The sequence below is a fragment of the Chitinophaga filiformis genome, from assembly GCF_900102545.1.
Taxonomy (GTDB): Bacteria; Bacteroidota; Bacteroidia; order Chitinophagales; family Chitinophagaceae; genus Chitinophaga; species Chitinophaga filiformis.
The window spans coordinates 963,355-978,408 of sequence record NZ_FNBN01000001.1; the positions used below are offsets into that span (position 1 = coordinate 963,355).

Annotated in this window: 11 protein-coding genes; 2 read left to right on the top strand and 9 right to left on the bottom strand. The window is 45.2% G+C overall.

Features of this window, described 5'->3' with window-relative positions; translation table 11 throughout:
• The first annotated feature begins 679 nt into the window (after positions 1-679).
• Both BLR32_RS03975 and BLR32_RS03980 read left to right on the top strand, forming a co-directional pair.
• Positions 680-2,176, top strand: coding sequence for a sensor histidine kinase (locus BLR32_RS03975; protein ID WP_089828932.1), 1,497 nt, complete (start codon positions 680-682; stop codon positions 2,174-2,176).
• A gap of 59 nt (positions 2,177-2,235) precedes the next feature.
• Positions 2,236-2,940, top strand: coding sequence for a response regulator transcription factor (locus BLR32_RS03980; RefSeq protein ID WP_089828933.1), 705 nt, complete (start codon positions 2,236-2,238; stop codon positions 2,938-2,940).
• 363 nt (positions 2,941-3,303) lie between these two features.
• Here BLR32_RS03980 and BLR32_RS03985 read toward each other — a convergent pair whose 3' ends face one another.
• The 9 genes from BLR32_RS03985 to BLR32_RS04025 form a co-directional block, all read right to left on the bottom strand.
• A complete protein-coding gene (locus tag BLR32_RS03985) occupies positions 3,304-4,164 on the bottom strand; it encodes a cupin-like domain-containing protein (RefSeq protein ID WP_089828934.1) in 861 nt (286 codons plus the stop codon).
• A 14-nt stretch (positions 4,165-4,178) separates the two neighbouring features.
• Positions 4,179-5,012 (bottom strand): DUF4397 domain-containing protein, encoded by an 834-nt coding sequence (locus BLR32_RS03990; RefSeq protein WP_176842159.1) that lies wholly within the window; start codon positions 5,010-5,012, stop codon positions 4,179-4,181.
• A gap of 31 nt (positions 5,013-5,043) precedes the next feature.
• Complete coding sequence (locus BLR32_RS03995) at positions 5,044-7,596, bottom strand: TonB-dependent receptor plug domain-containing protein (protein ID WP_089828936.1); 2,553 nt, start codon at positions 7,594-7,596, stop codon at positions 5,044-5,046.
• A 49-nt stretch (positions 7,597-7,645) separates the two neighbouring features.
• Positions 7,646-8,581 carry a cytochrome-c peroxidase gene (locus BLR32_RS04000; RefSeq protein ID WP_089828937.1) on the bottom strand — a complete coding sequence of 312 codons (936 nt, stop codon included), beginning with the start codon at positions 8,579-8,581 and terminating at the stop codon, positions 7,646-7,648.
• Positions 8,581-9,240: a YceI family protein gene (locus BLR32_RS04005; RefSeq protein WP_089828938.1), complete on the bottom strand. Its 660-nt coding sequence runs from the start codon at positions 9,238-9,240 to the stop codon at positions 8,581-8,583. The genes BLR32_RS04000 and BLR32_RS04005 overlap by 1 nt, the downstream gene beginning before the upstream one ends.
• Positions 9,241-9,359: 119 nt before the next feature.
• The gene (locus BLR32_RS04010; protein WP_089828939.1) at positions 9,360-10,646 is read right to left on the bottom strand and encodes a peroxiredoxin family protein; all 1,287 of its coding nucleotides are present in this window, start codon (positions 10,644-10,646) and stop codon (positions 9,360-9,362) included.
• Positions 10,647-11,390: 744 nt separating this feature from the next.
• Positions 11,391-12,413 carry a glycoside hydrolase family 43 protein gene (locus BLR32_RS04015; protein ID WP_089828940.1) on the bottom strand — a complete coding sequence of 341 codons (1,023 nt, stop codon included), beginning with the start codon at positions 12,411-12,413 and terminating at the stop codon, positions 11,391-11,393.
• 2 nt (positions 12,414-12,415) lie between these two features.
• Entirely contained in the window at positions 12,416-13,132 is a 717-nt protein-coding gene (locus BLR32_RS04020) for a DUF3823 domain-containing protein (RefSeq protein ID WP_089828941.1), read from the bottom strand.
• Between the two features lie 11 nt (positions 13,133-13,143).
• Complete coding sequence (locus tag BLR32_RS04025; protein ID WP_089828942.1) at positions 13,144-15,042, bottom strand: RagB/SusD family nutrient uptake outer membrane protein; 1,899 nt, start codon at positions 15,040-15,042, stop codon at positions 13,144-13,146.
• Positions 15,043-15,054 lie beyond the last annotated feature (12 nt).

Here is a 15,054-nt window from a genome sequence, read left to right on the forward strand (position 1 = left end):
AGAACAAATGGCCTGTCTACCAATTGGAAGCAATTTGAAAGTAATTGAAAATCAGTATATTTATGTGGAAAAACTCATCCTTATGGCGAAAATCAGGGGCGAACCCGGCCATTTGACACCATGGGGTTTATTTTGATCTGTAACACAAAAAAATTAAGGGTATCTTATACGCAGGAAACGTTCAATTAAACATTCTATTCATTTGCAATGATTATCTGAAATGGGCTAAAAAACAAAAATGCACCGCAACCGACAGTGCACTTCGTTGATATATCAATCTGCATTCATCCGGATTTTTTACCAATATCCTATACCGTCTGTGAAATTGTTTCTTTCAACTGAAGGCCGGTAAATATTCACTTTTATATAGCTGATATAATAGCTATCTTTTCTGGTATTGAATGATGGGATTAACAACCTACAAGCCGCACAGAACGTACAGCCTGTAGTTTGTTCTTTCTAAAGATGGCTGAGTACTTATTTCGTGGTAATTAGCACAAAGGTCCCGCAGGACTTGTCTGTAAAAAAAATCGGCGGTTGATAAAATAGTCGTCAAGAATAACCTGCCGAAAACCGAAGATAACAAAGCATCATTGGAAAAGTTGTAAATGGAAAGCAAACGAAGTGTAAACAATCTTAAATGAATTGTGAATGAATATTAAATTTCCAATATTTAAATATGACTAGAAAATCATGGAGTTTACTGAAACTGCCAGCTGAAAGAATATATTTGTTCTTCAGGAATTTTTCGATGAAGCATCCCTTTAAGATCTACATAACTACATCTGTAATTTGCTTTCTTGTATTGGCACTCGTTCAGTTTATTCTGGTCTACAATACCTATGATCTGCTCAACAGGCGTTTCTATTACGAGAAAAAAAATAAGATCAATGAAGAATATAGTAAGGCTATTATCAATGACAAATTATATCCCGGAGGACAGGCAATTATAGACAGTATCCTGGTGCCTGAGCTCAGAACACTGGAACAACTCAACAATACCGACACTACAAAATTCCATACTTACTCACAGCAGCTGTTAAATAAAATATTCCACCGTCTTATCAAAGAACAGCGGATCGACAGCCTTATGCGGCAGATCCGTGATAAAGAGAATATCACCGACTCATTACGATATGCGCTGAACATTGCCAAGATCGATATCATGACCGGCAACAAAAAGTATATCAATATCTACGATAGCAAGAAAAAATATGAACTGATAGACGATTCACTGCAATGGTCTGACGGTATCCGTATTTATGGCGATCTGAAGGATCCTGACGAACGAAGCCAGGTAGCAAGATTGAATGTGAGCAACCCCGCGCCTTATACTTATGCCATGGCATTCAGCTTCCATGCGGAGCCCTCTAACCGCCGGCAGATGGTTTTCCGGCAGATGCGCCTGATGCTCACCATGTCGCTGCTCTCCATGTTTGCCATTATTTTACTATTTTTCATCACCATGCGGAACTGGATAAAGCAGAAACGACTCTCTGATGTTAAAACTGATTTTATCAATAACATTACGCATGAATTTCATACACCATTGTCAGCCATTATGGTAGCCAATAAAAACATCCAGAATGCAAAGATCCTGGATAATAAGATGGCTATCAGATCGCTGTCTGACGTAATAGAGCGGCAGTCTCACCGGTTGAAACTGCTCTTCGGACAAGTGCTGGATCTTGCTACTGTCGATAAATTATTTGTGCAGAAAAAGCCACATCATCTCAACATGCTGGTGAGTGAAATTCTGACCGATTTCAGCATCAAGTTCTCTGCTTCCAATGTGGAGATTGATTTTTCGCCCGCAGAAGAGGACCTGGTAGTAAATCTTGATAGTTTTCATTTTACTACCTTAATGCTGAATATACTGGACAATGCAGTGAAGTATAATCTTCAGCCGGTCAAAGAGTTGATGGTGCTTATCAGAACTGACAAAGAGAATATCTACGTTACGGTCTCAGATACTGGTATCGGCATGTCAAGAGAAACGCTCAAACACATCTTTGAGAAATTTTACAGGTATCAGAAAGATCTGACGCAGAACACTAAAGGATTGGGACTAGGATTACACTATGTGAAGCAGTGCATAGATGCACATCAATGGAAATTAAAAGTAGACAGTGAAGTAGGAAAAGGGACTACCTTTGTAATTGTAATTCCTTCATAAAACATTTTTAGTAATTAACGTAGAACAGGTCGGCTGCTTCAAATTAAAAATTGAACGCTATGAGACATCGCATTTTATTAGTCGAGGATGAATCAGATTTGGGTAATGTAGTAAAACAGTACCTCGAGCTGATGGATTTTGAAGTAAACTGGCAACAGAGTGGCAGTGATGCGCTGGAAGATTTTAAAAGAGCTCCTGAGCTCTATCAGATACTGCTGATCGATGTGAATCTTCCCGGCATGAACGGATTCGAACTTGCCGAACACGTGGTCAAAATCAATGATCAGGTACCTTTCCTATTCCTTACTGCACGCGGTGAAAAAACAGATCGCCTGAATGGTCTCAAAATAGGGGCAGACGATTATGTCGTGAAACCCTTCGATGTAGATGAACTGGTATTGCGTATCCGGAACATCATCAAACGTAAACAACCCGTGGTACAGCCGGAAGTTGTAAAAGCCAATAATGTTATCACCATAGGCAATACGCAGCTATTCGTTGATTCCCTGAAACTGATTACAGAACAGGGAGATGAAATAGTGCTTACGCCAAGAGAATGCGACCTGCTGGTGTTATTCTTCCACAACGTAAACCGTGTGATCAAACGGGAAGAAATCCTTACCAAAGTCTGGGGTTCCAACGATTACTTCGTGGGCCGCAGCCTGGATGTGTTCATCTCGAGGTTCAGAAAGTATTTCAACCAGAATCCCGGTATCAGTATCAAGAACGTATACGGAATCGGATTTGTGTTCAATGTGAAATGATCATACCGCTTATCCTCGCTACACTTTTTTCAATTGCCTGCATCGTCATTTGATGAAATGCATGTGGCACATACACGCATGCTATACCGCTACAAATCTGGTTCAGTAATTCCGTTTAGTAGCACAGGGGCCGTTATAGCGCCCGCCTCAGTAACGAAATATAGTAGTTATTGGAACGCGTCATTTACGTTTCCCACGGGGTGACGATCCCGTTATATTCCCCGCGATTGTCATCCCAACACGTACCAGGGTTGAAACCCGGGGTATCGTAAGACAAACCAGGATCATGCAAGTCATATGCAACTCTGTATGCAACATACATGCAGCCTCGTCCTGACATTAGCGATACACTCCTCAGCGCAACTATTTCCTGTTCACAGCGCGTTCAGCCCTTCTGTATGCAGTCTTCATCTTGTAGTCAAACCACTTCTTTCCCAGTATCTTCCGCATGGCATCGTCAAAACGCCGCGTTATAAAGATATTCCGCACGCCGACTGCACGCTTCAGCATAGACACCGGCAATGCACGATAAGCAACCGAATAGCCCTCCGTTTCATACTGGATGTAATGCCAGTAACCGGAAGGTATGAACAGCGTTTCCCCGAAATGCAGGGTACACTCCCAGCCATTCAGATGCCGGAGCGCCGGAAAGGCCTCATAATCAGGATTACGCAGATCGGCAATACCATGGAAATTCCAGGGCAGCCGGTATAAGAGGTCCGATTGCTCATTAGGGAACAACCATACTTTTTTGACTCCTTTAAACTGCGACAGAAATACGTGCGACATGTCGATATCATAGTGATATCTCACAGAAGAGCCCTCTCCGCCGAAGAACAGAAAGGGCAACCAGGTCAGCAGGTTATCTGCCAGTTTTCTCACCTTCAGCTGTTGCTTGATATCCGGTCGCTCCCGCAGCAGGTTAAACAGGAACAAGCGCCTGACGGTAGGCCTTGACTCAATCAGGTCCAGGTAGTCGCCAAACTTCATTTTTTCCGCAGGCTGGCTTGTCGCCTTGTCCAGATGCGCGTTTTCCTCATTGTGCACACCTACCATCACATCACCGGCTTCCTGCCTGAAATAATCGTAGTTCCATTTTTTCAATGCCTCGCTCTCAGGGTGAATAAAGTCCTTTATCAGCACAGGAATCCCCGGTTCCAGAAATTCGCTCGTAAACTGCTCCCGGGTGTACCCGCTAATAGTTGTTACAGGTTTCAGTTGCATGATATATTCTGTTGTTAATTCTCAAGATGTGTAATGATAGCGCCTCCTGTCGCCGATTTGCCCGGCGCCTTGTACAGGAAGACCGTGTAGCTTTTCCCGGCTTCCAGCGCCAGGTTGGAAAATGTTTCCCCTTCAATGGCCAGCGGGCTATGATCGGAGCTTGAACTCACCGCCAGACCGGAAGTACCTGCAGGTACTTCCACAAAAGGCCCAAGCGACCATACATTCAGACCATTGCCTTCCAGTACAGAACCGCCGGCACGACCATAATCCACACTTCCGAACAAGAGGCTATCCCTGCCCTGCTGCTGTAATGTGATACTGACAGCCGGAATGCCCGGTGCAAGATGAACGAAGCGTAGTTTGGCCTTGCCGGCGGCAGGGGTTTCAAGGTTGTCATAGAACAGTATGAGGGTATCTTTCGTAATATCTGTTTTGCTGCTGGCGGCAAAGACGGTGTGGTGATAGCCTGCTATAGGTCCGTTCGGCCCTCCGCTGGCTGTAAAGGCAGCCTGATTTCCGAACTGGCGCGACAGCTTGTAGCTGGTGCCTGTACCTTCTGTGAAATTGATCTGCACATTGCCGAATACCGTTGGCAGATAAGGCGAGGCTTTGCCAACACCTACCGAAGTTGTCGTTACCTGCGCTGTGAAGGCCCAGAACTGTAATGGAACATCTACCGGACGTGCATTCACAAAGCTGATCTGCGCATTGAGCGGCGGTCTTTCTCCGGCATTCACATCCAGGTAATCAGCCTTATTGCAGGCCCCCAGCATACCTGCAATGAGTAATATCGTCACAATACGGGCTGAAAAAATGCCCCGAGTGATATTGATCGTCATATTCATGTTCTGCATTTTAATACGCCTTCAGGCGCGTTTAAAATTGAGCCAGCAACCTGGCAAAAGGCTGAATACCAGCACTGCCATTCTGAATGCCTACCACAGTTGGATTACGCAGGCCGGATATTGTAGCAGCTGTATAATCGCCCAGCACATCAAAAACATTGTTGACACCAACTGTGGCCAACAGCTGTGGCGTGATATAATATCCCGCCGAGAGGTCTGTTACCCAGACAGGCTTCAGTTCCTGGAAGAAATAGTCAGGTCTGGGAAAGGTAGCATTCAGTGCTGTAGCTGTGGTAACACTGCCGAAATAGACAGTACGTAGCAAGAGGTTCCATTTACGGAGATTATAGATGCCCTGCAGTGTAATTTTCGTTTGCGGTATGTTAGTCGTTACACGCGCCTTTTCTGCTTCACTGAAGATGACATAGCGGTATGCTTCCAGTCCTTTCGGCGTATTCACACCCGTGACTTCGTTGCGCGAAAAGTTGGCGCCTGCCAGGAATGACAATGTTCCCTTATCTAACTGCAGTTTATAGCTGCCTGTAAATTCAATGCCCTTTGTACGGGTACTGAATGCGTTATAAAAGAACTTCGCCTGTGTAGTACCTGTTTGCAGCAGTAGGGCCCTCACATCTTCCGGCAGATTGTTATCCAGTGCAGAGAAGTTACCGGTATTGCCTACGCGGTTCTCTATCTCAATGTGATAAGCATCAAGCGTTAATTCAACCCGTGGCGCCGGTTGGGAAGTAATACCGGCACTGAAACCCTTTGATCTTTCAGGTGTCAGAGAAGGGATACCCAATGCCCTTGCAGCGGCGCTTTTGTTGGAAGCGGTTACCAGGTCTACCGCGCGTCCCTGTTGAAAGGTGGTGGAAGTCTCCGTGTAATAGAACTGTGCAAGATCCGGTGCACGGAAACCAGTATTATAGGCTCCCCGGAAAGCCAGCCATTTAGCCAGGCTATAACGGCTGGCAACTTTCCAGGTAGTAACATTGCCAAAGTCAGAGAAATGCTCTGCCCTGATGGCTGCTGACAACAACCATTTACTGGTAATGTTGGCCTCAATATCGAGATAACCTGCGGCAACAGCCCGGTTAACATTTACTTCATTGACAGGCCTGAATCCTGCATGTATCTGTGATCCCGGAGATAAACCATTCAGCGCAATCAGCCCGGCAGATGATTGATACGGTACGCCGGCAGCTGTGGTATCAATGTTATACACCGTACGCAGATCAGCCTTTGCATAAGACGCTTCTTCTCCCGCAATGATCTGGTATGTTTCCACGCGGTACTGCCCACCGAAGGCCACATTAACACCTTTCAGCGCCTTGTCGAAATACCTCGAGATATCCAGACTGGCTGTATTCTGCGAAGCATTATAACGACCGGCATCAAAGGTGGTAGGACTCTTCAAACCATAACTTGCATTCAGTGAATTGTCTATTACATTCCCGAAATCATTCTTACCATATACATTCGAAAGATCGGTAGTCCACTCTTCTAACTTTCCTTTAATGCCTATGGCGATAGATTTATCCGTGATAGTATTGTCCATCTCCGGCAGAAAACCGTCAGGATACAGGAATGAATTATTTCTTTCTGTCCATCCCGGTAAACGGTATACAGCAGTGAACTCAGCGTTACGATGACTGATACCGCCGAAAGTATACAGCTCAACACCGTCTTTGAGCGGAATAGCGGCGTTGAACGACAAGAGTGCGTCTTTAGCCTTGTTGGAGCCGCCTCCGCGCTGATCGAAGTAATGACGGTCTATACCACGACTGGCCAGTATCGCATCATCTATCTCCTTTGTATAGACAGCATCATATCCACGTGTATTAGCACCACCGCCATAGATGGGTCCATTGTATAGTCCCGCATCCCTTCTGCCTGCCGGCAATGCAATGCCCTGTGTGGCAAATTCGGCAGTGAGATGGAGATAACCACCCTGCTGTCCTATTTTAAGGCCATAGCTAACGTTGGACCGGGTTGTCAATCCATCTCCTCTGCGCCGCATGCTGGCAGTTGAACTGACGTTGATATCATCGGTTGATTTCTTCAGTACGATATTGATCACACCTGCAATGGCGTCGGAGCCGTATTGTGCAGCAGCACCATCTCTGAGTATTTCGATACGCTCAATAGCTCCCGCCGGAATGGCGTTCAGATCATATCCTGTCGCACCATTTCCCAGTCCGCCCCAGTTTATATTAGCGCTTTTATGTCTTCTTTTTCCGTTTACAAGTACCAGCAGCTGGTCCACACCCAATCCCTTTAATTGCGCAAGACTGAGTGCGGAACCTGCATCACCGGCGTTGCTGCCATTCACTGAGTGAAAGGAGGGAGAGATGTATTGCAGCAACTGAGTCACACTGGTTTGTGGGGCATTTTCCTGTAAAGACCTAAGGTTAATGACATCTACCGGCACCGGTGCATTCAGCCGGGTACGGGTCACACTGCGGGAACCCACTATCTGCACCTCGCCCAGATGACGCTGAGTGAGGGTATCCTTCTCCTGCGACTGTGCCTGCACAATATTGCCTGCAAACAGCAGTAAAAAAATGATAGTAAAGATTCTCATGTTGATAATGTTAATAAGATAAGGTGTCCGCCCTGCGACGGACTTTTGATTATTGGTTGATGAAACGGTCGTCGGTGAGTGTTTTTAAAAATGCTTCGAGTTCGTCTATTTCAGTGGCTGTTAAATTCAGTGGCGTATTTAATGAGAGATCCCTTTTTATACCATCATGTACAATTGCATCAGGATTGTTATAGTACTGTATCACTTCGCGCAATGTTTTAAACATACCGTTATGCATATAAGGCGCAGTGATAGCTACATTCCTGAGACCGGGCACTTTGAAGAATCCCAGTTGTGCACTATCCCGTGTCACTTCAAATCGCCCCGCATCTGTCAGTGTAGTGCCATTGTACAAGCCGATATTCTTAAAGCGGTCGGCAGTAAAATCTTCCCCCGAGTGACAATTGCTGCAATTGGCCTTACCTATGAATAATAATCTGCCTCTTGCAGCTGCCGGTGAAATGGCCTGATCGTCTCCGTTAATATATCTGTCATAAGGACTGTTGGCCGTTTCCAGGGTACGCTCATATGCAGCGAGCGCATTCAGCAGATTTTTCTCAGTCGGCACACTGTTAAACAGTTTTCTGAAAGCGCGCACATAAGTACTGTCTGCATTCAGCCGTTTTACTGCATCTTCAATAGGTAAGCCCATTTCGTTTGCAGCAATGATCGGCTGTTTGGCCTGCTCTTCCAGTGAAGCGCTGCGTCCATCCCAGAAGAAACTGGGTCGGCCCCGCTGATTGGTGATTGAGGGCGTATTCCTCTTCGTAAGCTGACCATGAATACCACTACTGAATGCGGCAGTATCTGCAAATGCAAACTGTGGCTTATGACAGGATGCACAACTGATGGTTCTGTCGCCGGATAATACCGGATCAAAAAACAACTGCTCTCCCAGCTTCGCACGTGTTAACGGTTCCTCCGAATGAAAGGCCAGCAACATAACGGCAGTTACTAATATGCCTGCGATGTACCACTGTTTCATTACTGTGCATTAGCCAACAATGTTATGTCCAGCTCAAAATCATCATAGATAGCTTTGTCGCCAAGGTTCTCGAAATAGTTCTTCGAACGGTATTTGATATCATACTTCGTTCTGTCTATTTTCAACTTTGCAGTAGCGGTCAGCTTATCCTTATCCACCTTTACGCTGGCTGGAAAACTGATATCGTTTGTGATGCCTTTGATGGTCAGTTTACCTGTGAGATCATATTGATTATTACCCTGCGGTTTAATACCGGTGATCAGAAAATCTGCAGTAGGAAATTTTTCAACAGCAAAGAAATCATCACTTTTCAGATGCCCTGTAAGCTTGGCATTACCGTCTGCATCTTTGATATCGGTTACTGTGATACTACGGGTATCCAGTTTGAAACTGCCGTTCTTTAAAGCGTTGTTCTCTACATTCAGTGTACCACTGCTGATGTTGATAGTACCGGTATGTTCGCCGGTTACTTTGTGTGCAGTCCACAATAGTTTACTGTTCCTATTATCTACCTGGAATGCAGTTACTTTATTGGCTGTAATAATATTATTAACAGTTGCAGGTATCGGTTGAGTATTCTTTACCTGTACGGTAAAAGCGGTGATCACGGCTATGACACCGATAGAAGCAAAGGAGGCTGCGTGTTGGAAGAGTTTCATAATAATTCGTTTTTAAAGACCTGTGAAGGCTGTCTTGCACAGCCCCACAGGCCTGACTACAGAAAACAACATGAGAACCAGAAACATATTTTGATCATCATCCGATGATAATAGTCCTGTTAGTGCGCGCTGGCAACATCCTGCGGAGCAGGTTCTTCAATCAGCGCATCCAGGTCTTTATTCCATTTCTCCACATATGATTTGAAGTACTGACCAGTTACTTCTCCTGTATAACCCGTATGGATCTGTCTTACATCTCCCTTGCGATCAATAATGATCGTTGTAGGGAAGGCCATCATGCGGTTGAGTGCCGGAAGTTTTTCCGAAGCCACTTTCTTATCAGCAATGCCACCAAAAAGAATATCATATTCAATTCCGTATTTATCTTTTAATTTACCCAGTGTATACCTGGCATATTCGAGATCATCTTTCTGCTCAAAGCCTATAGCGATCGCTTCTACGCCGCGTGCTTTGTTCTTTTTGAACCAGGGAGCAAGGAATGCTGTCTGGTCTGTACAGTTGGGACACCAGGTACCGATTATTTCTACAATGACAACCTTACCTTTATACTTTGCATCGCTCAATGATACTGGCTGACCATTCAGATTGGGCAGGGTAAAATCCAGCTTATTATATCCTTCTTTCAGATAAGTGAGCTTATAGGGGTCCGGCAATTCTGCTTCCGCATTTTTATTGCCATCAAACTTTACATTGTTGTAGATGCCCAGGCTCAGCTCTCCGGTGAAAGACTGATCATCATTGATCTTTCCTTTTATATAAATAGGACTCGGGCCAGTGAAGCCTGACAGCTCAAACTGGTCGCCCTGTACAGTGCCTTCCAGTTCACGGCTGTCGCCTACTACAGACATGATCACTCCTGTCAGTTTGTTCCCTTCCTGTTTCAGTAATCCGATACGGTTAGGAGTAGGTTCTTTGCTATAGATCTGCAGTTCCCATTTACCTGAGAGATCATATGCAGGTTTGAGGTCTTTTCCGGGTTCTACAAAGCGGTATTTCTTACCGGCTTCCGCTACAAAGGGCAGTGCATTACCACGGAAATTAGGCACCAGGCTTCTGTATTCACCGGTGATACGGCCATCTGTTTCAATCTTTGCAAACAGTGCAGCATCGTAGGTATTCATTTTAATAAAAAGTGAATCATCTGCAATGCGTTTCACTTTAAAATCATCGCGACGGTGACCATTAATGAGTGTAAAAACGACATGCTCAGGGTCTTTACCTTTCAGTTCAAAATTGAAGGGGACATTGGCTTCATTCACTGTAAAAACACCACGCCATACGCCTTCTTTTAAAAACAGGGGCTTTTTCTCAACAGCCAGTACGGTGCTGCTAAAAAGTACAGCGGCCAGCAGGCCTTTTACTCCAATGCGGGTAATTGCTTTCATGAGAGTAGATTTGGTTTGATGGTTGATAGTTCAGGGCATGGCGATCTCCTTCCGCTTAGCGGTCAACTGTAGAGTATATCTGACAAAATGGAATGGGAGTGCCTTTGCCTAAGGCAGAAAATTAGCTACAACAACAGGGCATACAGCCGGAAGAACGAAAGAAGTTGTACATGTTGAATGACGTTAGTTAATTTTTATAAATCAACTAATTAATGGTGGCTTAATTAGGGTGGTGATAACAAAGATAGAATGGTGAATCTTATTTTCCAAAAAATAGTCTATAATTTTTATAGACTAATGAAAAGCGGGTAAATAGCACTACCGTTACTGAAGGTTAGACATAGGGATATAAGCTGTTTTTCTTCAGTGCAGAAGCTTGTTCGCTACTCAATAATGCGGGACTTACCTGACGCGTGGCTCTTAAAGCTGTTCATTGTTCTCCTTCCAGTTGATGCTCGTCTTGTGACCGTAGAATCTATTCACTAAAACAAACATAACTGTAATGCTCGCAATGATAACATAATGTAAAACGATTGACGGCATGTTGCTTAAAACTAAAACTGAAAAAGTATAATGTTCTATCTAAATCTACTTAAAGCAGGTTGAAAATACACGGCAGTCCTGACAAATTTTGAGGGAGGCCGAGAAATTCAATAACCAAAAGTTAACACTCCCTTTTCAATCCTACAATACAACGATCGTTTAATCTATTAAAAAAAATAGCCGCAAAAGCAAAAATCCCCGCTATATGCGGGGACTTTGTAATAAAGAGTCAGTTCTGATGGGCTTGCCAAATACAGGCCATCCGTCTTTATCCCAGGTAAAACGCTGAATACGCGGGGATCTTTTATCTCCGCAACCATCGCCAGGATGGTCGTTTGCATGATAAAGTATCCAGTACTCTTTTCCATCCGGGGAAGTGAAGAAAGAGTTATGGCCCGGTGCATATACGTTATTTTCAACTGATTGCTTAAATACTGATTCCGGCTTCTTCTTCCAGGATGCAGGATCCAGCAGATCACTATCCTCGTCGGCAGCAAGTATTCCCAATGCATAATCGTCTGTCCAGCAGGCAGATCCTGAGTATACAATGAAAAGTCGCTTGCCATATTTCAACATCTCCGGACCTTCATTCACATCTATATGCCGCAGGTTAGGGTCACCAATGTCTCCTTTCGTTTCCCAGGCGTACTCCGGTTTGGAGATCCTTACTCTTTTCCCTTTGATTGTCAGGGGATCTTTCATGGCTGCGATATAAATATCCTGCCGGCCATTCTTATTGCCTTCCCATCCTGACCAGATCATGTACAGCTTTCCCCGGTGTTCGAATACGCTGGCGTCAATAGCCCATTTATCTTCCGCATCGGCTACTTTGCTTTTGAAGATCCAGTCGCCCTTCATGGGGTCAGGAGAGCTGTTTTCCAGGGCATATATCCGGTGATATTGATTATCACCACCATCTGCCGCAAAATAGACGTACCATTTGCCTCTGAGGAAATGAATTTCCGGTGCCCAGATATCTCTTGAAAAAGGACCTGCTACTGGTGGTGTCCATATCGTTTTATGCTCCGCGTCTTTCAAATGTGCGATATTCTTTGTTTTCCATAGCTCCAGGTGGTTTCCCATGGTATGCATATAATAGTAATATCCATCCTTATAGACGCACCAGGGATCAGGCCCTTTGGATAAGAGAGGATTCCGGAAAGTATCCTGCGCCTGTACAACAGTCCCTACCAGGAGCATCAGGCAAACAAGTGTTCGTATCATAACTATTTAAGATTAATCTGCTGCACTTCAGAAAACAACAGGTCTTCCACACCGCTGATCTTCACACCGATACGCGCAAATACATAATCCTGGTCGCCCGTAATACCGGTGCCGGAGATAACATCCGGAATATTCACGCTCAGGTGTACATTGGCAGGATCAGTAATATCGCCTCCTGACAGGGAGCTGCGGGCAATGTAGTTAGTCGCGTCTACAAAGCTGGTCTGGTTCAGGTACAGGAACACTGACTCCACATTTCTGGCATTTGCATCGGTGATGATCTTCTCCAGCCGGCAGCTGCTATTCACTGCCGTTGTACCACTCAGTTCCATTTTGGCGTCCCTGATCATATAGTAAGGCATCACTTCAATGTCCATCTCACGGCTGCCATTTATGGTGAGCAGCATTGTGTCTGACTTCGTCTCTGCATCGGTAATTGACCTGAAAGGCCCCTGGGAAGGAGGTATGATCAGTTTATAGTTACCATTGAACAACAATGCGGAGTAAGAGCCATCCTCATTTACGGCCACATTAATAGCCCCATTCTTACCCCAGCCGGGTTCCCACAGTTCGAAAGTTACATCTTTTGAACTGACATTAACCGGCACTCCCTGATAAGTAATATGCCCTGACAACATGGAGGATGGCGCCTCGTAATTGTCTTTCCGGCAGGAAAAAGCAGTCAGTATCAACGTCGTATATACAAATATCTTCTTCATGTAGTTCTTTTTTAGTTGTTGGGATTCTTTACCAGTTTAGGGTTGTTACTGAGGATATCTGAACCGATACGGGAGTAATAGTTCCCGAAGTTGAAACGGTGTGCAGCAGTCACGTTAGATGGCTTCACGACCCTGTATACCCATTTCCCATGGTTCGGACTCCCCGGGTTGAAGATCTTGTATCCCCACAGCCCGTAGATCATGGTATTGATCTTATCAGCCTTCCCGATGTTGCTGATCACATCATTGGCCGAAATGGTCTCTCCGTTCCATACCTTATGCGCCAGTCTCCAACGCTTGTTGTCAAACATTTCATGCCCTTCAAAGGCCAGTTCAACACGTCTTTCATGTACGATCCTGTCAAAAGAAATCTCTGCATCTGTTAGTGGGGTAGTAAAACCAGCGCGTTCCCTCAGCTGATTCATATAAGTGGATGAAAGACCAGGTTGTCCTAATTCAAAAGCTGCTTCAGCGGCATTTAATAATACCTCTGCATAGCGGTAGCGTACCCACCATACATCACTGCGGGTACCGATCTGGCCTGAGCCTACCGCAGGGTCCATGAACTTACGTACAAAGAAGCCGGTCTGGGCGCTGAACTGTAATCCGTCTACCGGACCATCAGTACCTACTACCTGCGAACTTTTAGGAGCGCCTGCTACCGGAATACTATCCAGGTCGCCGAAGTTGTCGCCGGTAATGGTATTATACTTACCATCTTTCCAATACATTACACCCGCCCAGATATCCAGTGGTACTCCTTTAAATTTGGTGCCAGGCAGGATGATCGTACCTCCAAGACGCGCATCCCTGCCGGCAAAAATATCCTTCGGATTGTCGTAGTACATGTAGTCGCTCCCGTTATTCGTTGCAAAAGGACTATAGGTATTATCCAGTTTCTCATACAGGAGTGCCAGGTTGAGTGAGGGATTGATCCTGCCACCCTGTTGTTCTTCCGCAGATGACCATGGCTGATTAATGATCGTCCATTCCTGTGTTTTACCAGATTTCAGTTTGAAGTCCTGTGCAAAGATCACTTCAGGATTATTGGCTTTATCATAGAACAGTGAAGCAAAGTTCTCTTCAAGATCCTCTGCTTTCTTCTTATACAGCGAATATTTACCACTACCGATGATCTCCTGTGCAGCAGCCAACGCTCGCTGGTAATAAGCCGTTGCTTTATCAGCAGATATCCCTACTTCTCCTCCGGGTAATGATACAGAAGGAGTAGTTGCGCCATACTTTGCGATAGAGGCCGCATACAATGCCGCCCTTGACTGCATAGCTAATGCCAGCCATTTGGTAGCGCGTGACTTGATACCGGCATCATCCGGCAGTACCGTCTTGATGCTATCCATTTCGCTAATCACAAAATCGTAGATATCAGACTCTTTCGCTCTTGCATGCTGCAGATAGGTAGGATCGCCGCTGAAATTATACTCCATCGGTTCCAGGATCAATGGTACGCCACCCATACGTTTTACCTCTTCAAAGTAGATAGCAGCACGCAGTAACCGTGCTTCCGCTACAAAGCGTGCACGTACATCAGCTGCCAGCTCATTTGCAGCACTGCATTTTTGTACAAAGAGATTCAGGTCGCGGATATACCCGTAGTCCCACAGGTTCCACCAGTCGTACGGATAGTCTACCTGTTTCGTTCTCCAATACTGGCCGGATTCAGAAGGGAAGGCTTCATCAAAGTTGGTAAACTCTGCCCAGTTGGTGATGGTCTGTTGTTCAGGATAACGATTGTACAGATCAGCAAGCACAGACAACACGAGGTCAGGGCTTTTCCATACCGCTTCATCTGTAAGCAGGTCTTTAGGGTCTGTGCTAAGGAATTCATCGTCCTTTACACATCCGGATATCATCACGAGGGCTGCTGCGAGTGTCAGCAAATATTTTTTCATGCTATTATGCAG

Excerpts from the sequence above, each read along its gene's own strand:
- BLR32_RS04020 (WP_089828941.1), bottom strand. The coding sequence starts at position 13,132 with ATGAAGAAGATATTTGTATATACGACGTTGATACTGACTGCTTTTTCC.
- BLR32_RS03995 (WP_089828936.1), bottom strand. The coding sequence starts at position 7,596 with ATGAGAATCTTTACTATCATTTTTTTACTGCTGTTTGCAGGCAATATT.
- BLR32_RS04005 (WP_089828938.1), bottom strand. The coding sequence starts at position 9,240 with ATGAAACTCTTCCAACACGCAGCCTCCTTTGCTTCTATCGGTGTCATA.
- BLR32_RS03980 (WP_089828933.1), top strand. The coding sequence starts at position 2,236 with ATGAGACATCGCATTTTATTAGTCGAGGATGAATCAGATTTGGGTAAT.
- BLR32_RS04000 (WP_089828937.1), bottom strand. The coding sequence starts at position 8,581 with ATGAAACAGTGGTACATCGCAGGCATATTAGTAACTGCCGTTATGTTG.
- BLR32_RS04015 (WP_089828940.1), bottom strand. The coding sequence starts at position 12,413 with ATGATACGAACACTTGTTTGCCTGATGCTCCTGGTAGGGACTGTTGTA.
- BLR32_RS03990 (WP_176842159.1), bottom strand. The coding sequence starts at position 5,012 with ATGAATATGACGATCAATATCACTCGGGGCATTTTTTCAGCCCGTATT.
- BLR32_RS04025 (WP_089828942.1), bottom strand. The coding sequence starts at position 15,042 with ATGAAAAAATATTTGCTGACACTCGCAGCAGCCCTCGTGATGATATCC.
- BLR32_RS03985 (WP_089828934.1), bottom strand. The coding sequence starts at position 4,164 with ATGCAACTGAAACCTGTAACAACTATTAGCGGGTACACCCGGGAGCAG.
- BLR32_RS04010 (WP_089828939.1), bottom strand. The coding sequence starts at position 10,646 with ATGAAAGCAATTACCCGCATTGGAGTAAAAGGCCTGCTGGCCGCTGTA.
- BLR32_RS03975 (WP_089828932.1), top strand. The coding sequence starts at position 680 with ATGACTAGAAAATCATGGAGTTTACTGAAACTGCCAGCTGAAAGAATA.